Raw genomic sequence first — 17854 nt, forward strand, 5'->3', positions numbered from 1 at the left:
CGCTTGAAGGTAGTGTGAATTGCACGCTACTTTTTTACCCTTGCCTAACGAAAAGAAACGATTATGGGTAAAGTTCAGATTCTCGCTGTACTGACGATGGACGGATGTCTTTCTTCAGAGTTATATGATAAAACACATCAGGATTTGTGCCTTGACCGTTGCGGTCTTGATGAAATCAGGAAGAAAGCCTTTTACCGTGTGACACCGGACTATTCCATTTCAATGCTGCACGAATGGAGAAAAGACGGCACAAACATCCGTTACCTCGCGGAAGCCACACCGGATACGGCAGATTATATAAACGGACTACTGCGTATGCACGCTGTGGATGAAATCATACTATACAACGTTCCTTTCATTTTAGGAAGTGGGCGGCATTTTTTCAAATCGGCTCTGCCAAAGCAACACTGGACGCTTTCCTCTGTGAAAAGCTATCCTAACGGTGTATGCCGAAGTATCTACACCCTTGACAAATAAGCAAGACAGCCAAAATGTACGGCAGTCATACAATTTTGTTTTCGGAAATAGAAGAAATGTTCTGATTATGAACAATTTAATCCCGTATAAATTCATTCCTTTGGAAAAATATTGAATTTTATACCACTGAATTCCAGCACCTTGAAAAAGCCGGTGCCGGATTTTTTGCTTTCTGACACATGTTTTGCCAATTATATTTATGTGCGCACGCAGAAAACAAAGTGTAATTTTCAAAATTGACAGAACCATGAATTATTTCTTGCTGGCGGAAACCGACTTCTTCCGCCTGATAAACGAAGCCGGTGACTGCAATATGGAAACGGCATATACGGCTTTCGCCACCCAAGTGATTGAACTGTGTAACGGCGGCATGGATGCGAACCTTACCATTATCGCGCTTGCTTACATCGAAATCGAGTTGCAGCACCATCCCGTGCGCAATCTATCAGAAGAAAGAAAAGAGATTGCCGCCTACATCAGCAAGGCCCTGTCTTTCATCAGGAAGATGCAAAAATTCCTTGCCACGCCCCAAGTGCCGCCACTAATATCCGCCAACAACGCAACTGAAAACACCGCCAGCCTCCTGCAATGGACGGGCAACGCCATAGACCTCGTGGAGCTTATCTACGGCATCGACGAGATGGGTTGTATCAACAACGGCAATATGCCGCTCAAACAGCTTGCCCCGCTTCTTTACAAGATATTCGGGGTTGAGTCGAAGGACTGCTACCGCTTCTACACCGATATCAAACGCCGGAAGAACGAAAGCCGCACCTACTTCCTTGACAGGATGCAGGAGAAACTGAATGAGAGGATGATGCGCGATGAGGAACTGGAAATAAAAAGACGGTAAGTATTTCTATACCTTTTCATCGTTTGAATGAAAAATCGGCTTATTTTTTGTCGTTACATAAAAAAGTCTTATCTTTGCATCTACAATTAAGAAGACATGCGGTTCTGACCGTGTTCAACGATAACAGTACCCGTTTGGCATACCGTAAGATCTGCCGGCGGGTCATTCTTTTTTATAACGGTATGGCAAATAAGGAATCACGTTCCATTGATGAACAAATAGAACTGCTCAAACAAAGAGGAATGCTTGTCGGCGATGAAGGTTTCGCTGCCCGACATTTGGCTCATATCAGCTACTATCGTTTGAAGGGATATTGGTGGGACATGCAGTCCGATAGAGCCAATCATCTGTTTCAGCCGGATTCCAAACTGGAAGATGTAATCACACGCTATTATTTCGACAAGGAACTGCGCCTTATTTTATTTGATGCCATCGAAACAATAGAAATCACGCTACGCACAAAGATGATTTATCATCTTTCACAATCCTACGGAGGGCTGTGGTATCGTGACCCGAGATTGTTTGCTGATGTCGCTTTTCACACACAGCACCTCAAAGAACTGATAGAAGAATTCTTACGGAGCAATGAGATTTTTGTGAAAGACTACAGGCGCAAGCACCTTGTGACTGATGCAAGCGGTGAAAAGACGCTTGACGAACACCCGGATGCGTGGATTATATTTGAAGTGGCCACATTCGGCACACTTTCCAAGATATACAAGAACCTTAACCACCAACTGCCCGAAAAATCAGCAATAGCCAATGATATGGGGCTGAATCTACACAATGAACTTTCGGGATGGCTTGAAGCCATTTCATATATGCGCAACATAATCGCGCACCATTCCAGAATATGGAGTCGGAACATGGTCAAACGGCCTTGTGAAATTCATAATCCGCGAATGACATGGCTTTCCCGTCCATTGACCGAGGTACAGCAGAAAAAACCGTTCTATGTGATTACGGCAATGTTATATCTCTGCAATGCCATAGACGAGGGGCATACGTTCAAAGAGAAACTGCTGGCATTGTTTGAGGAGTATGCGGATGTGCCCATCTACAAGATAGGCTTCTTCAACCGCTGGAAAGAAGAGCCGATTTGGAAATGAAAAAAGTGCCTGTTTACAGGTGCGGAAAAACAAAAAGAGAAGCAATACAATAAACCTCCTGGGCGCATCGTAAGACAGCATACTTGGGAGGCGTTCTTCATTTTAAGAGGTGACGGAGATATTTTCCGCCACCTCTGTTTTTTTATTTCTACTGCAACAGGTGCTTCAGGTTGTCATCGCCTGCGATGCGTTCCAGTTCATCCTGCACAATCTGCTTCACCTCTTCCTTGATGCGCCGGTAGTTCGCCTGCACCGTATCCTTCATGCGGTCGTTTCCGTCCTCGTCCGTGAAATCGGTAATGACAGGTATTTTCTTGTAGGCACTTTCCTCCCGCTTCACCTTCTCGGCATCCACCACAATCTCGCAGTGGAAAATCTTCTGCTCGATGCGCTCGTTGAAGTTGTCGGACACCGAACCGACAAACATACCCTGCGTAAGCCCGGAAATCTTGCTCGGCGGGATAAGCGCGTCCATCTGCGTGTTGATGGAGGTGGAAACATCCTGCCGGTTGATGGAGATAGACTGCCGTTTCTGCAACACCTTCCCGAACCGCTCCGATAGTGTCTTTGCCGTTTCTCCTACCACCTGCCCGGAGAAAATGTTACCGACCGTATTCATCACGACTTTTGCTTCCTTATCGCCGTAGTCGCGCACTAACTGGCTGAAATCCTGAAAGCCCAGACACACGGCAACCTTGTTGCTTCGGGCGGTAGCTATAAGATTGTCCAACCCTTTGAAGTATATCGTGGGCAGCTCGTCGATGATGACCGACGACTTCAGCATCCCCTTCTTGTTGATGAGTTTCACGATACGGGAGTTATACAGACCGAGAGCCGCCCCGTAAATGTTCTGACGGTCGGGATTGTTGCCCACGCATAGGATTTTCGGCTCTTCGGGATTGTTGATGTCCAGCGTAAATTCGCTGTCCGACATCACCCAGTAGAGCTGCGGGGAAATCATCCTCGAAAGCGGAATTTTTGCCGACGCTATCTGCCCCATGAGCTGCTCCGCAGCCCCTCCGAGCCAAGCATCCATGAACGGGGAAAGGTAATTCTCCAGTTCGGGATAGGAAGTCAGTATCGGAAAAATATCCTCGTAACGGCGGTTCAAAAACTCGATGGCATGGGGAAACGTGCAGTATTTCCCGTTCTGATAGATTTTGAGATACCAGATAATACTGGCAAACAGAATGATAGGTGACTCCACGAAGAAGTCGCCCTGCTTTTGCACCCACGTTTTATTGAGGTTGAGCATTATCGTGTAGGCACTCTCGTAAGCGTCCGTAATATCCTCCATGAAATCCGGGTGTATGGGATTGCAACGGTGTGAGCGTCGCGGGTCGTCGAAATTGATCACATAGAATTTCGGCTTCACCTTGTAGCCCTCCGGGTGGTTCAGCAAATGGTTGTAGGCTATGGTGGACAAGTCACTGAATTTGAAGTCGTACACATACATTGAGAAGCCCTTTTCAATCTGTTGCTTGATAAAGCTGTTCACCACTGCGTAGGATTTGCCGCTGCCCGGCGTACCCAACACGATGGACGCACGGAAGGGATTCACCACATTGATCCAGCCGTTGTTCCAACGCTTTTTGTAATAGAAGCGTGTGGGCAGATTGACCGAATACTCGCTTTCGATGAGCCTTGTTTCCTGCATGAAACTCTCGTTCTCATTGTTGAAAACATCCTCCATCAGATTGTGTTTCAACAGACGGCTCATCCACAGACCGCCCATCAAAAGGCAGACATAGCCTGTACCGATGGTAATGATATACAGCCCCGTCACCGCTTCGACCGGCAACGGCAGAGCCAGTATCCACCAGTTCAGGAAAAACAGCACGGACCCGATGGCGAGTGCCGTCCATATTTTTCTCCAAGTGATTTTCTCTCCCTTGACACCCTTCGTACCCAGACAGGACAGGGCAAGCAGCAGGACGGCAAACAGCTTCGTGTACAGTATGGAATGGAACAGCCCCGCCGTGCGGTCGAAGTTCATCAGGATTTTGTCCACCACACCGATGTTCACGCCCCACAGCCGGATGGCTTCGTAGCAGAACCAGTACACGTTCATGACCACTAAAATGATACTCACGGCACGCAGAAAATCCATGATTTTCGCCAATGCCCTCAAATCGTCTTCTTGTTGTGACATACATTGATTTTTTAATTGTTGATACTCTGATTACATACCCAAGCCCTTGCGTTTTTTCTTCTTTTTGCGCTTCATCGCCCGGATGAAAGCCTCTTCCTCGGCATCTACCGCCGGACCTTCGGGAGTGAGCAAGCCCATTCCGCCCGATACGTCTTCACGGTCGTATGCGGTCTGCCCGTGCGCCTTGTCCGCAGCATCCACAGGGATGGATAGCGGTATCGGCGGCTGTCCTGCGTATGGCAGGGTAAAATGTTCCTGCAAGGCATTCGCCGAAAGCTCCTTGCCCATGCGTGAGCCGTTCAGCACGCACCCCGTGCGGTGGTCGATGAAAGTAGCCCCGTAGATGCGCCCTTCCTCCGTATGGCGCAACACGGTGTCGATGCCTTTCTCTTTGAGCAGGGACACAAACCTGTCCTTGTCATAAGTGCCTTGCAGCACGGAAAGGACGGTGCGTTTCGTCATGTCGGCGAGTTTCCTGTCCTTAATCTCAAGCTTGGAACGGGCAAACTTATTCTGCACGGCTTCATAGCCTGCGGACTTCCCGAAAAGCGAGGACTTGAACGGGTTGCCGACCTTGTTGCCCTTGTCGTCCGTGACGGAATAGACCAGCCCGTGATATTCCCGTCCGCGCACGTTACCCCTCGCTTCCTCCACCGTCATATTATATAAGGAAAGGAGCGCACGGTATTCGCCCATCGTCTGGAAACGGTACTGCCCGTTCAGAGCCTTCAGGGTATTGCCTACCTGCTTCTTCACATCGCCTGCCGATACGTCCACTTTACATAGCGGCGTGTCAAGACGGCGGTTCCTGCGCTCCGCATCGTGCAGCCCGTATTTCCTTTCAAGCTCACGAGTAATCTGCTTGCTGCGGTAGTAGTTGTTCTTGTCGCTGATACATTTCCCGTTCTCATCCACCCGCACCGTCACAATGTGCAGATGGTGACGGTCGATGTCCTCGTGCTTGAATACAAGATAAGGCTGGTTGCCAAAACCGAGCTTTTCCAGATACTCGCGGGCGATGTCCTGCAATTCCGCATCGGTCAGCACATCCTCCGGGTGCGGGTTGAGCGAGATATGCACCACCGGTTTCTCCACTTTCATCTGCGGTGGCAGGAAGGTGTGGAAGCCCTCCATCGCCTTGCCGATGTCCACCTTCCCCGAACCGTCATTATAGATGCGGTTGGTGGTGAGAAGCCGCCCCTGTGCCTCGTTAATCTTCTCCCCGTTGTAGGCAATCGCGCCGTACAACGAGCTGCCTACACTGATTTTTGCGACCATTTCGCCTCCATTTGAGTTTCACTCTTCTTCAAACGCGACTCGGCAGAGTCCAAACAAGTTTGGCTCTGCTCTCGCTGCTCTTTCAGCTCCCTTGACAGTTCCACAATCTGACGGCTCAGTTTCACGAGTTCGACGGTGTGTTGCTCCAATTTATAGAGCAACGCCATCGCCTTTTTCTCTGAAAAATGCAGCCTCAGTTCCTTCACGACTTGGTTGTAATTCGTACCTACGGCGCGGAACTGCGCATGAAAATCCGACAGCTTGGTGTAATAGTCCACCAACGTCTTGTCCACCTTCAGCACCTTGAACGGCTGTCCGAAGAAGTGCGCTTTGAGGAAAACCGACCGCGCATAGACACCCGATTTTCCGAACATGGCGAGGAAACGGTTGTGTTCCTCCTCGTTGAAACGGACGGTGTACCGGTACACCGCCGGATCAAGTTTGGGATTTCTCCCTGATTTGCTTTTCCTTTTCTCTTTCATATTACTTTGGATTTAGCGGATTGACGGCATAAGCCGCCGCTTCGGATTACAGCACCGCAGTTCTGAAAGGCTTCCCGACTTCGGAGGGAAAGCCCGCCCCCTGCAAGGGCAAGGCGTTTTCCGGGATGCTCAAAATATTTTGAGCGGCTGAAAACATACCTTGCTATGTTCAGGTGAACATAAAAATCCGTCAGGGGACGGATTGGGAAAATACCTTTCAGGACTCCGGGCCGCGCGCCATCGGCGAACCCTGCCGTCCGGGTGCAAAGTTACGCTCTTAAAGCGGTAACGAACAGATACTTGACCCGGCCAATGGCTGCCAACCGGCGCAACATGCCGCCACTTGCTTGGGAAGTGATACAAGTTCAAAAATATACTTGTTTATTTGCAGCATGATTCAAGAAACTAACGGTTTGAAGATATGAGGAAAGGAATATTCAAATACCCGGACAACCGCTTCGGCGGACACTTGCCGAAACGGATACCCGAACCGTCGGAAACCCGGTTGTCCGACAATTCGGTGACGCATGGATTCAATGACTTCATGACGCAGTGTCGTCATTCATCACTTGTCCGCCGCACCGCTTCACCGCAGAACCGGATACGCGGTGACCCGCCCGTGTGCCTGTTCACGGAAACGGATAATGCGGTAATTCAATTCGCATGTAAACAGAAAACAAAATCATCAACAATTAAACTGAATAGAACCATGAGTAAGGAAATCTTCGTTGCATTCGCAACACAGAAAGGTGGCATCGGCAAATCCACTGTCACGGCACTTGCCGCCAGCTACCTGCACAACGTGAAAGGCTACAATGTCGCCGTCGTGGACTGCGACGACCCGCAGCACAGCATCCACGGCCTGCGCGAACATGAGACGGCACTCATCGGCAGGAGCATCTACTTCAAGGCTCTCGCGTGCGACCATTTCCGCAAGATAAAGAAGAACGCCTATCCGGTCATCAAGAGCAACGCGGTGAACGCCCTCGACGATGCGGAAAGGATGATCGCCGCCGAGGTCGTGAAGCCCGACGTGGTTTTCTTCGACATGCCGGGGACACTCCGGAGCAACGGCGTGATAAAGACGCTCTCGCAGATGGACTACATCTTCACGCCCCTGAGTGCCGACCGCTTTGTCGTGGAAAGTACCCTGAAATTCGTCACGATGTTCCGCGACAGGCTGATGACAACCGGGCAAGCGAAAACAAAGGGGCTGCATCTGTTCTGGACGATGGTGGACGGCAGGGAGAGGAACGACCTGTACGGCATCTACGAGGAAGTGATAGCCGAAATGGGCTTCCCGGTGCTTTCCACCCGCCTGCCCGACAGCAAGAAGTTCCGCCGCGACCTTTCGGAAGAGCGCAAGAGCGTTTTCCGCTCCACCATCTTCCCGATGGACACGGCACTGCTGAAAGGGAGTGGCATCCGGGAGTTTTCCGAAGAGATAAGCGACATCATCAGACCGCAGTGAGCATGGGCAGCAGGAAAGTAAACACGGAAGGCATCGACGAGGAACTGCTGTTGGCATCTATCGGGCGGCGCACACAGGACGGGACACTACGCCCGGCGCAGGAAGACCCCGCAGCCGTACCGACCGGAGAGGACACCGCCGCACCGGAGCCGCCACCGGCTCAACCCGTGACACGGGAGAGAGCGCAGAGGGAAGGCGGCCGCCGGAAAAGGCAGGACGAGGACTATAACGAGCTGTTCCTGCGCCGCAACGAGATAAAGACCCGCCAGTGTGTCTATATCAGCCGCGACGTACACGGCAAGATCCTCAAAATCGTGAACGACATCGCCGGAGGGGAAATCTCTGTGGGCGGCTATGTGGATACCGTGCTGCGCCAGCATCTGGAACAGCACAAGGAGAGAATCAACGAACTGTACAAGAAACAACGTGAAGATCTGATTTGAAAATGGAAAAAGAAATGACACCGAATGAAAAAAGACCGCAGCAGGACTGCGGAGGCATGCTTGCCCAAGTGCAGGCGAGCGTGGAAATACTGTCGCCCGTCCCGGTGAGCGGCAAATGCTGCGAGAAGGACTATGAACGTCTATTCATCCGCGACCCGGAAGTAAAGGCGCGGGAGGGCAAGATGGCGTATGTGCGTCCGGAGTACCACGAGCGTATCATGCGCATCACCCGTGTAATCGGGCATGATAGGCTTACACTGTCCGCCTACATCGACCATGTGCTGACGCACCACTTCAACCAGTGCGAGGACGCTATAAAGAGCCTTTACGCCCGGAATTACAATTCAGTATTCTAACTAAAACCGGAAGTATATGAATGAAACAATCAGCATGACAGACATTCTGCTGGCGGTATCGGTCGGCTGCAACCTATGGTTCCTGTTCCTGCTCCTTTACGAGCGCATCATGGACATGCGGCTTGTCCGCTTCTTCAAGGGCATCGCCGGATTATGGCGGTCGTTGGACAGGAATGGGCCAAAGAGCGTAGCGGCACATGAGGAAGTTTCCACGGCAAAGGGGGACATCATCGGCAAGAGCCGTTTCAAAATGGCATCCACCCGGACAATCGCTGCCATACCGGCGCAAGAAGCCGCCACTTTGGAAAAAGGCATTGAGCTGTCGGAGGAAGAGGCTACTTTTGACGACGGAAACACGGAAACCGCGTCCCGCCCGGCGCAAGTCCCGGAGGAAAAGCTCGATGAGACCTTCACGAGCATGCCGCCGGAGGAACTGGGATACGGGGAGGACGAACCGGATGAAGACGCTTCGGACACGCCACGGGCTTCGGGCAGCAGCTTTGACGAGATTGACGACGCCTGCAAGACCGCCATGAACCCGGACGCGACACAGGCGGAACGTGAAAAGGCGGCGAAGGTGTTCACCGACATGGAAGGCACGGAGCTGTACGAGAAAATGATGGAAGGCTCTTCGGAGATAGGCATCCGCATCAAGGGGCTTATCGAGATCCGGCTGAAGAAACCCGAAAAGGAGTTCATCGTGCCGGACAACATCGAGGATTTCGACATCCGAAACTATGTATGACAACTGAAAAAGGAATGGACATGAAATAGTGACATCAACCCACGCGGCAAGGAAACGCAAGGCGTATCCCGTCCGCAACGGACACGCCCACGTCTGTGGAAACAAACGGGCATCCACTAAAACCAAAGTAAAGTAACAGAGTAACAACCGCCCGACAAAGGACTATCCACCCTTTCGACGGCAAAAAACAAGGACAATTCATGAACAAGAACATCTTGAAAAACAGAAAAGCAATCCTATCCGCGGCACTTTTCATCGCCGCAACCGCCTCCGCTTTCGCGCAAGGAAACGGCATCGCGGGCATCAACGAAGCCACCTCTATGGTGAGTTCGTATTTCGACCCCGGAACTAAACTGATATACGCCATCGGCGCGGTCGTCGGGCTTATCGGGGGCGTGAAAGTGTACGGAAAATTCTCATCGGGTGACCCCGACACCTCAAAAACAGCAGCAAGCTGGTTCGGCGCGTGTATCTTCCTGATTGTAGCCGCCACCATCCTGCGCTCATTCTTCCTTTAATGTAATAATGTATGGCTGAATACCCGGTAAACAAGGGTATCGGCCGTCCGGTAGAGTTCAAGGGCTTGAAGGCACAGTACCTCTTCATTTTCTGCGGAGGTCTGCTGGCTCTCTTCGTCCTGTTCGTCATCCTCTACATGGTCGGTATCGACCAGTGGATATGTATCGGCTTCGGCGCGGCATCGTCCTCCCTCCTTGTGTGGCAGACCTTCGCGCTGAACGCCCGGTACGGCGAACACGGGCTGATGAAATTGGGAGCGTCACGGAGCCATCCCCGATACCTTATCAACCGGCGGCGGATAACCCGTCTGTTCAAACGACAACGAAAGGAAGAAACGACATGAGGAATACATCAAAAATGACAACACTGGAAAACAAGTTTCCCCTGCTTGCGGTGGAGCATGGCTGCATCATCTCAAAGGACGCCGACATCACGGTGGCTTTCGAGGTGGAGCTGCCGGAGCTTTACACCGTGACGGGCGCGGAGTACGAGGCGATACACGGCTGCTGGTGCAAGGCAATCAAGGTGCTGCCGGACTACTCCGTCGTTCACAAGCAGGACTGGTTTATCAAGGAACGCTACAAGCCGGAGCTTCAGAAGGACGACATGAGTTTCCTCTCACGGAGCTTCGAGCGTCACTTCAACGAGCGTCCGTACCTGAAACACACCTGCTACCTCTACCTGACCAAGACGACGAAGGAGCGTAGCCGGATGCAGAGCAACTTCAGCACGCTGTGCCGAGGGCACATCATCCCGAAAGAGCTGGACAGGGAAACCACGACCAAGTTCATGGAAGCCTGCGAACAGTTCGAGCGTATCATGAACGACAGCGGGCTTGTCAGGTTGCGCCGCCTCTCCACCGACGAGATTGTGGGGACGGAGGGTAAGGCGGGGCTGGTAGAACGCTACTTCTCGCTCATGCCGGAAGGTGACATCACCTTGCAGGACATCGAACTTTCGGCAAGGGAGATGCGCATCGGCGACAACCGCCTGTGTCTGCACACCCTCTCCGACGCGGAAGACCTGCCGGGCAAGGTGGCTACCGACACCCGTTACGAGAAGCTCTCCACCGACCGGAGCGACTGCCGCCTCTCCTTCGCCTCCCCGGTGGGGCTGCTGCTCTCCTGCAACCATATCTACAACCAGTATGTGCTGATAAATAACAGCGAGGAAGCCTTGCAGAAGTTCGAGAAGTCCGCCCGTAACATGCAGTCGCTCTCACGCTATTCAAGGAGCAACAGCATCAACCGCGAGTGGATAGACCAATACCTGAACGAAGCCCGGTCCTACGGGCTGACCTCGGTACGGGCGCACTTCAACGTCATGGCGTGGAGCGACGACGCGGAGGAACTGAAGCACATAAGGAACGACGTGGGCAGCCAGCTGGCAAGCATGGAGTGCGTGCCGCGCCACAACACCATCGACTGCCCTACACTCTACTGGGCGGCGATACCCGGCAATGCGGCGGACTTCCCGGCGGAAGAGAGTTTCCACACCTTCATCGAACAGGCGGTGTGCCTGTTCACAGAGGAAACCAACTACCGCAGCTCGCTCTCGCCCTTCGGCATCAAGATGGTGGACAGGCTCACAGGGAAACCGCTGCACCTCGACATCAGCGACCTTCCGATGAAGCGGGGTATCACGACCAACCGCAACAAGTTCGTGCTGGGTCCTTCGGGCAGCGGCAAGTCTTTCTTCATGAACCACCTCGTGCGCCAATATTATGAGCAAGGCGCACATGTGGTATTGGTGGACACGGGAAACTCCTATCAGGGCTTGTGCGGCATGATCCGGCGCAAGACAGGCGGAGTGGACGGCGTGTATTTCACCTACACGGAAGAGAAGCCCATATCATTCAACCCGTTCTACACCGATGATTACATCTTCGATGTGGAGAAGAAGGACAGCATCAAGACCCTGCTTCTTACGCTCTGGAAATCGGAGGACGACAAGGTGACGAAGACGGAGAGCGGCGAACTGGGCAGTGCCGTGAGTGCCTACATCGAGCGTATCCAATCCGACCGTAGCATCGTGCCGTCGTTCAACACTTTCTACGAGTATATGCGCGACGACTACCGCACGGAACTGGCGCAGCGCGACATCAAGGTGGAGAAGTCCGACTTCAACATCGACAACATGCTCACCACCATGCGGCAGTATTACCGGGGCGGACGTTACGACTTCCTGCTCAACTCCACGGAGAACATCGATCTGCTCGGCAAGCGGTTCATCGTCTTCGAGATTGACAGTATAAAAGAGAACCGCGAACTGTTCCCCGTCGTGACTATCATCATCATGGAAGCCTTCATCAACAAGATGCGGCGGCTGAAAGGGGTGCGGAAACAGCTTATCGTGGAGGAGGCTTGGAAGGCCCTCTCTTCGGCAAACATGGCTGAATACCTACGTTATATGTACAAGACGGTCAGAAAATATTACGGCGAGGCAATCGTGGTGACGCAGGAGGTGGACGACATCATCAGTTCTCCGGTGGTCAAGGAGAGCATCATCAACAACTCCGACTGCAAGATACTTCTCGACCAGCGCAAGTATATGAACAAGTTCGACCAGATACAGGCGTTGCTCGGACTGACGGAAAAGGAGAAGTCGCAGATACTCTCCATCAACATGGCGAACAACCCTTCACGGCTCTACAAGGAGGTGTGGATAGGCTTGGGTGGCACACAATCGGCGGTCTATGCCACCGAGGTCAGTGCAGAAGAGTATCTGGCGTACACTACCGAAGAAACGGAAAAAGTGGAGGTTTACCGTCTGGCGGAGAAGCTGGGCGGTGACATCGAAGCCGCCATCCGGCAGCTTGCCGAAAGGCGGAGGAACAAGGAATAACTAAAACAGAATGTATCAACAAAAAAAGGAAAACGCATATGAATTTACCAAAAGTGAAAATGCTGCAAGTCAGCAAGTGTCTGATCGGATTGGCGGTCATGATGCTGCAATCCTGCGACGTGGCCGACAACCGCCGTGATATGCTGTGCGGGAACTGGGAGAGCGTGGAGGGGAAGCCCGACGTGCTTATCTACAAGGAGGGCGAAGCCTACAAGGTGACGGTGTTCCGCCGGAGCGGTCTGCGCCGCAAGCTGAAACCGGAAACCTATCTCTTGCAGGAGAAAACCGGCAACCTGTTCATGAACACCGGCTTCCGCATCGACGTGTCCTATAACGAGGCCACGGACGTGCTGACCTTCTCGCCGGGCGGCGACTATGTGCGGGTGAAACCGCAGCCGGGACACCCGACAGAAGAATAACAACCACTAAAATCCAAAGTAACATGAGAACAAGAATAACAATGATTATCTGCCTGTGCCTGCTTTTCGCAGGCAGGGCAAGCGCACAGTGGGTCGTAAGCGATCCGGGCAATCTGGCGCAGGGTATCATCAATGCCTCCAAAAACATCATCCATACCTCCAAGACTGCCACGAACATGGTGAGCAACTTTCAGGAAACGGTGAAAATCTATCAGCAGGGCAAAAAGTATTACGATGCTCTCAAATCGGTGAACAATCTCGTCAAGGACGCCCGCAAGGTGCAGCAGACCATCCTGATGGTAGGCGACATCACCGACATTTATGTAAACAGTTTCCAAAGGATGCTCCGTGATGGAAATTTCAGACCAGAAGAGCTGTCGGCAATCGCTTTCGGTTACACGAAACTGCTGGAAGAGAGCAACGAAGTATTGACGGAACTGAAGAATGTGGTGAACATCACCACGCTCTCCATGACCGACAAGGAGCGCATGGACGTGGTGGAACGCTGCCACTCGAAGATGAAGCGTTACCGCAACCTCGTAAGTTACTACACGAACAAGAACATCTCCGTGAGCTACCTGCGTGCGAAAAAGAAGAACGACCTCGACCGCATCATGGGGCTGTACGGAAACATGAACGAAAGATACTGGTAGCCTATGAATTTCGACAACCTTCACCAGATTCTACGTTCGCTTTACGAGCAGATGATGCCGTTGTGCGGAGACATGGCGGGTGTGGCGAAAGGCATCGCCGGACTGGGTGCGCTGTTCTACGTCGCCTACCGGGTATGGCAGTCGCTGGCGAGAGCCGAACCGATAGACGTATTCCCGATGCTCCGTCCTTTTGCCATCGGTCTGTGCATCATGTTCTTCCCGACTGTGGTGCTGGGCACGATAAACAGCATCCTCTCACCCGTCGTACAGGGCACGGCAAAGATGCTGGAGGCGGAAACGCTGGACATGAACACCTACCGCCAGCAGAAGGACAAATTGGAATACGAGGCGATGATGCGCAACCCCGAAACCGCCTACCTCGTGTCCAACGAGGAGTTTGACAAGCAGCTGGAGGAACTCGGCTGGTCGCCCTCCGACATGGTGACGATGGCGGGGATGTATATCGACCGGGGAATGTACAACATGAAGAAAAACATCCGCGACTTCTTCCGCGAGATACTGGAATTGCTGTTCCAAGCCGCCGCCCTCGTGATAGACACCGTCCGAACCTTCTTCCTCGTGGTGCTGGCGATACTCGGTCCGATAGCCTTCGCCATATCGGTGTGGGACGGTTTCCAAAGCACGCTCACGCAGTGGATATGCCGCTACATACAGGTATATCTGTGGCTGCCGGTGTCGGACATGTTCAGCACCATACTGGCGAAGATACAGGTGCTGATGCTGCAAAGCGACATCGAGCGGATGCAGGCAGACCCGAACTTCTCGCTGGATTCGAGCGACGGGGTGTACATCGTGTTCCTCTGCATCGGCATCATCGGCTACTTCACCATTCCCACCGTTGCCGGCTGGATTATCCAAGCCGGAGGCATGGGCGGTTACGGTCGCAACGTGAACCAGATGGCGGGACGTGCCGGAGGAATGGCGGGCAGTGTTGCCGGAGCTGCGACAGGCAATATGATGGGACGTGCCGGCAAATTGCTGAAATAACAATCATGTAGAATCATTGAAACAGAATTAAGAATGGAATTTAAGTCACTCAGAAACATCGAATCATCGTTCAGGCAGCTACGCCTGTTCGGTATCGTCTTCCTCTCGCTGTGCGCTGTGGTGACGGTGTGGAGCGTGTGGAACTCCTACCGTTTCGCAGAGAAGCAACGGGAGAAAATCTATGTGCTGGACAACGGCAAGTCGCTGATGCTGGCTCTCTCTCAGGATTTATCGCAGAACCGCCCGGCGGAAGCACGGGAGCATGTGCGCCGCTTCCACGAGCTTTTCTTCACGCTGTCACCTGAAAAAAGCGCGATTGAACACAACGTAAAACGTGCCCTGCTGCTGGCGGACAAGAGCGTGTACCACTATTATTCGGACTTCGCGGAGAAGGGGTACTACAACCGCATCATCGCCGGGAACATCAACCAAGTGCTGAAGGTGGACAGCGTGGTGTGCGACTTCAACGCCTATCCCTACCGTGCCGTGACCTACGCCACGCAGAAAATCATCCGGCAAAGCAACGTCACCGAGCGCAGCCTCGTGACCACCTGCCGCCTGCTGAACGCATCGCGGTCGGACGACAACCCAAACGGTTTCACCATCGAGGGGTTCACCATCATCGAGAACAAGGATTTACAGACAATCAAACGGTAACAGGACATGAAAAGTATCAGAAAATCAATGTGGGGCATGTATTGGAAACTCCACGACAAACGGAAACGGCTGGTGGCAAGGCTCAAAGGGTATCTGGACGGTTTGCCGCCGGAAACACGCCGCCGCATCGTGCTGGGGATGCTCGCCGCCTTCGCGATGCTTGCCCTCTACACCTTCGGCAGAGCCGTCTATGACATCGGCAGAAACGACGGCTCACGTATGGATACGGGACATGCCGGACGGGTGGAACTACCGACCCCGGTGGAAACTGACAATCACTTAACACCTTATTTATATGGAACAGACGAAGAATGAATCAACGAAAGAGAACAAAGCCGCTCCCGACGCGGGAAAGCCGAAAAAGGAGCGCGAACCGCTGACAGAGGCGCAGCGGCTGAAACGGCAGAAGATGATAGTCCTGCCTGCTATGGTGCTGGTCTTCATCGGGGCGATGTGGTTGATATTCGCCCCTTCCTCCGGCAAGGAACAACCGCCGGGAACGGACGGCTACAACACCGAGATGCCAGACGCGGACAAGGCGAACCGGCAGATTATCGGCGACAAGCTGAAAGCCTACGAGCATGGGGAGATGGAAGAGCGTCAGGAGAGCCGCAACCGTGCCATCGGGCAGCTGGGCGACATGTTCGACCGCGAGATAGCGGGAACGGAGGACGGTACGGACTTCGACCTCGCCAATCCGGGCGGCAAGGAAGAAAGGGCAAAGCCTGCCACGCCGCAAACCATCCAATCCTCCGCAGCCGCCTACCGTGACCTGAACGCCACCCTCGGCAACTTTTACGAACAGCCGAAGAATGACAATGCGGAGATGGATGTGCTATTGGAGCGCATCGCCTCGTTGGAATCGGAACTGGAAAGTGAAAAAGGCAGGACTTCATCTATAGACGAACAGGTGGCACTTATGGAGAAGTCCTATGAGCTGGCGGCAAAGTACATGGGCGGTCAGAACGGTGGGAAGCCGGAACAGGCGGCAGAGCCTGCCACCGTGCAGAAGGGAAAGAAGAACACGGCGACACCCGTAAGGCAAGTGACCCGCCAAGTCGTTTCCTCCCTTGCACAGCCCATGAGCAACGCGGAGTTTGTCGCCACTTTCTCACAGGAACGCAACCGGGGTTTCAACACGGCTGTCGGCACGGCGGAGGTATCGGACAGGAACACCATCCCGGCGTGTGTGCATGAGGCGCAGAGCGTGACGGACGGGCAGACGGTAAGGCTTCGCCTGCTGGAGCCTATGGCGGTGGCGGGCAGGACAATCCCACGGGGTGCGGTGGTGGTCGGCACGGGCAAGATACAGGGTGAACGACTCGACATCGGGATCACCTCGCTGGAATACGACGGCACGATTATCCCCGTGGAGCTTGCGGTCTATGACACGGACGGACAGCCCGGCATCTTCATCCCGAACTCGATGGAGATGAACGCCGTCCGAGAGGTCGCCGCCAACATGGGAGGTTCGTTGGGTAGCAGCATCAATATCTCCACCAATGCCGGGGCGCAGCTCGCCTCCGACTTGGGCAAGGGGCTGATACAAGGAACGAGCCAGTACATCGCGGGGAAGATGCGCACCGTCAAGGTGCATCTGAAAGCCGGGTACAGGGTCATGCTTTACCAAGAAAAAGATTGAAATCAATAAAAAAATTACCACTAAAATCCAAAAGTAATGAGAAAAGTAATCATCATGTTTGCCCTCGCTATGGGCATCGCAACTGCCAACGCGCAGGAGAATGTAACCGTTGAAACGACCAACGGAAGTGAACAGCCGACCTTGACGAAGGAGGTCTATCCGCAGAAGGAGGCGGACGGAGACCTGTATCACGGTCTGTCGCGCAAGCTGACCTTCGACCGCATGATACCGCCGCACGGTCTGGAAGTGACCTACGACAAGACCGTCCACGTCATTTTTCCGGCGGAGGTGCGCTATGTCGATTTAGGCTCGCCCGACCTGATTGCCGGGAAAGCCGACGGAGCGGAGAACATCATCCGTGTGAAGGCTACCGTAAGGAATTTTCCCAACGAAACGAATATGTCCGTCATCACGGAGGACGGCAGTTTCTACACCTTCAACGTGAAGTACGCCGCCGAACCGCTGTTGCTCAATGTGGAGATGTGCGACTTCATCCATGACGGCAGCACGGTGAACCGCCCGAATAACGCACAGGAAATCTATCTGAAAGAGCTGGGCAGCGAAAGCCCGATGCTGGTGCGACTTATCATGAAGTCCATCCACAAACAGAACAAGCGCGAAGTGAAGCATATCGGCTGCAAGCGTTTCGGCATCCAGTATCTTCTCAAAGGCATCTACACGCACAACGGATTGCTCTATTTCCACACGGAGATAAAGAACCAGAGCAACGTGCCTTTCGATGTGGA

The 17854-nt window shown here is 53.0% G+C and carries 20 protein-coding genes; 17 read left to right on the forward strand and 3 right to left on the reverse strand.

Annotated elements, in window-relative coordinates:
* The first annotated feature begins 63 nt into the window (after nucleotides 1-63).
* The 3 genes from DW039_RS19530 to DW039_RS19540 all read left to right on the forward strand — a co-directional run bounded on the left by DW039_RS19530 (nucleotide 64) and on the right by DW039_RS19540 (nucleotide 2439).
* On the forward strand, nucleotides 64-477 hold the full coding sequence (locus DW039_RS19530) for a dihydrofolate reductase family protein (protein ID WP_120382270.1): 414 nt from the start codon (nucleotides 64-66) through the stop codon (nucleotides 475-477).
* Nucleotides 478-724: 247 nt separating this feature from the next.
* The gene (locus DW039_RS19535) at nucleotides 725-1330 is read left to right on the forward strand and encodes an RteC domain-containing protein (protein ID WP_008125994.1); all 606 of its coding nucleotides are present in this window, start codon (nucleotides 725-727) and stop codon (nucleotides 1328-1330) included.
* Nucleotides 1331-1512: 182 nt separating this feature from the next.
* Nucleotides 1513-2439, forward strand: coding sequence for an Abi family protein (locus DW039_RS19540; RefSeq protein ID WP_004371713.1), 927 nt, complete (start codon nucleotides 1513-1515; stop codon nucleotides 2437-2439).
* 148 nt (nucleotides 2440-2587) lie between these two features.
* On the opposite strand, the gene mobC is transcribed toward DW039_RS19540, so the two are convergent.
* From mobC to mobA, 3 genes are read right to left on the reverse strand one after another with little or no spacing between them, the layout of a single operon-like run.
* A complete protein-coding gene (gene mobC, locus DW039_RS19545; protein ID WP_004371714.1) occupies nucleotides 2588-4591 on the reverse strand; it encodes a conjugal transfer protein MobC in 2004 nt (667 codons plus the stop codon).
* A gap of 30 nt (nucleotides 4592-4621) precedes the next feature.
* Nucleotides 4622-5869, reverse strand: coding sequence for a conjugal transfer protein MobB (mobB, locus tag DW039_RS19550; RefSeq protein ID WP_008125997.1), 1248 nt, complete (start codon nucleotides 5867-5869; stop codon nucleotides 4622-4624).
* Nucleotides 5848-6351: a conjugal transfer protein MobA gene (gene mobA, locus DW039_RS19555; RefSeq protein WP_120382271.1), complete on the reverse strand. Its 504-nt coding sequence runs from the start codon at nucleotides 6349-6351 to the stop codon at nucleotides 5848-5850. The genes mobB and mobA overlap by 22 nt, the downstream gene beginning before the upstream one ends.
* A 421-nt stretch (nucleotides 6352-6772) precedes the next feature.
* On the opposite strand from mobA, the gene DW039_RS19565 reads away from it, so the two are divergent.
* The 14 genes from DW039_RS19565 to traN form a co-directional block, all read left to right on the forward strand.
* The gene (locus tag DW039_RS19565) at nucleotides 6773-7822 is read left to right on the forward strand and encodes a ParA family protein (RefSeq protein ID WP_081040383.1); all 1050 of its coding nucleotides are present in this window, start codon (nucleotides 6773-6775) and stop codon (nucleotides 7820-7822) included.
* A gap of 2 nt (nucleotides 7823-7824) precedes the next feature.
* Nucleotides 7825-8265 carry a DUF3408 domain-containing protein gene (locus DW039_RS19570; RefSeq protein WP_004371718.1) on the forward strand — a complete coding sequence of 147 codons (441 nt, stop codon included), beginning with the start codon at nucleotides 7825-7827 and terminating at the stop codon, nucleotides 8263-8265.
* A 2-nt stretch (nucleotides 8266-8267) separates the two neighbouring features.
* Nucleotides 8268-8621 carry a DUF3408 domain-containing protein gene (locus DW039_RS19575; RefSeq protein WP_004371719.1) on the forward strand — a complete coding sequence of 118 codons (354 nt, stop codon included), beginning with the start codon at nucleotides 8268-8270 and terminating at the stop codon, nucleotides 8619-8621.
* A 16-nt stretch (nucleotides 8622-8637) separates the two neighbouring features.
* Nucleotides 8638-9366, forward strand: a complete 729-nt coding sequence (locus DW039_RS19580) for a hypothetical protein (RefSeq protein ID WP_004371720.1) — start codon at nucleotides 8638-8640, stop codon at nucleotides 9364-9366.
* A gap of 200 nt (nucleotides 9367-9566) precedes the next feature.
* The gene (locus tag DW039_RS19585; RefSeq protein WP_004371721.1) at nucleotides 9567-9884 is read left to right on the forward strand and encodes a DUF4134 domain-containing protein; all 318 of its coding nucleotides are present in this window, start codon (nucleotides 9567-9569) and stop codon (nucleotides 9882-9884) included.
* Nucleotides 9885-9895: 11 nt separating this feature from the next.
* The gene (locus DW039_RS19590) at nucleotides 9896-10228 is read left to right on the forward strand and encodes a DUF4133 domain-containing protein (RefSeq protein ID WP_004371722.1); all 333 of its coding nucleotides are present in this window, start codon (nucleotides 9896-9898) and stop codon (nucleotides 10226-10228) included.
* Complete coding sequence (locus DW039_RS19595) at nucleotides 10225-12729, forward strand: TraG family conjugative transposon ATPase (RefSeq protein WP_004371723.1); 2505 nt, start codon at nucleotides 10225-10227, stop codon at nucleotides 12727-12729. The genes DW039_RS19590 and DW039_RS19595 overlap by 4 nt, the downstream gene beginning before the upstream one ends.
* 38 nt (nucleotides 12730-12767) lie before the next feature.
* Complete coding sequence (locus DW039_RS19600; protein WP_004371724.1) at nucleotides 12768-13148, forward strand: DUF3876 domain-containing protein; 381 nt, start codon at nucleotides 12768-12770, stop codon at nucleotides 13146-13148.
* 23 nt (nucleotides 13149-13171) lie between these two features.
* Complete coding sequence (locus DW039_RS19605) at nucleotides 13172-13801, forward strand: DUF4141 domain-containing protein (protein ID WP_025072698.1); 630 nt, start codon at nucleotides 13172-13174, stop codon at nucleotides 13799-13801.
* A gap of 3 nt (nucleotides 13802-13804) precedes the next feature.
* Nucleotides 13805-14809 (forward strand): conjugative transposon protein TraJ, encoded by a 1005-nt coding sequence (gene traJ, locus DW039_RS19610; protein ID WP_004371726.1) that lies wholly within the window; start codon nucleotides 13805-13807, stop codon nucleotides 14807-14809.
* A 33-nt stretch (nucleotides 14810-14842) separates the two neighbouring features.
* Entirely contained in the window at nucleotides 14843-15466 is a 624-nt protein-coding gene (gene traK / locus DW039_RS19615) for a conjugative transposon protein TraK (protein ID WP_004371727.1), read from the forward strand.
* A 6-nt stretch (nucleotides 15467-15472) separates the two neighbouring features.
* Entirely contained in the window at nucleotides 15473-15781 is a 309-nt protein-coding gene (locus tag DW039_RS19620) for a TraL conjugative transposon family protein (RefSeq protein WP_004371728.1), read from the forward strand.
* On the forward strand, nucleotides 15762-17108 hold the full coding sequence (gene traM / locus DW039_RS19625) for a conjugative transposon protein TraM (protein ID WP_120382272.1): 1347 nt from the start codon (nucleotides 15762-15764) through the stop codon (nucleotides 17106-17108). Before DW039_RS19620 ends, traM begins: the two co-directional genes overlap by 20 nt.
* 36 nt (nucleotides 17109-17144) lie before the next feature.
* A partial coding sequence (gene traN / locus DW039_RS19630; RefSeq protein ID WP_120382273.1) for a conjugative transposon protein TraN occupies nucleotides 17145-17854 on the forward strand: 710 nt, incomplete at its 3' end.

The sequence above is a fragment of the Bacteroides sp. AF39-16AC genome (assembly GCF_003602735.1).
GTDB classification, from domain to species: domain Bacteria; phylum Bacteroidota; class Bacteroidia; order Bacteroidales; family Bacteroidaceae; genus Bacteroides; species Bacteroides uniformis.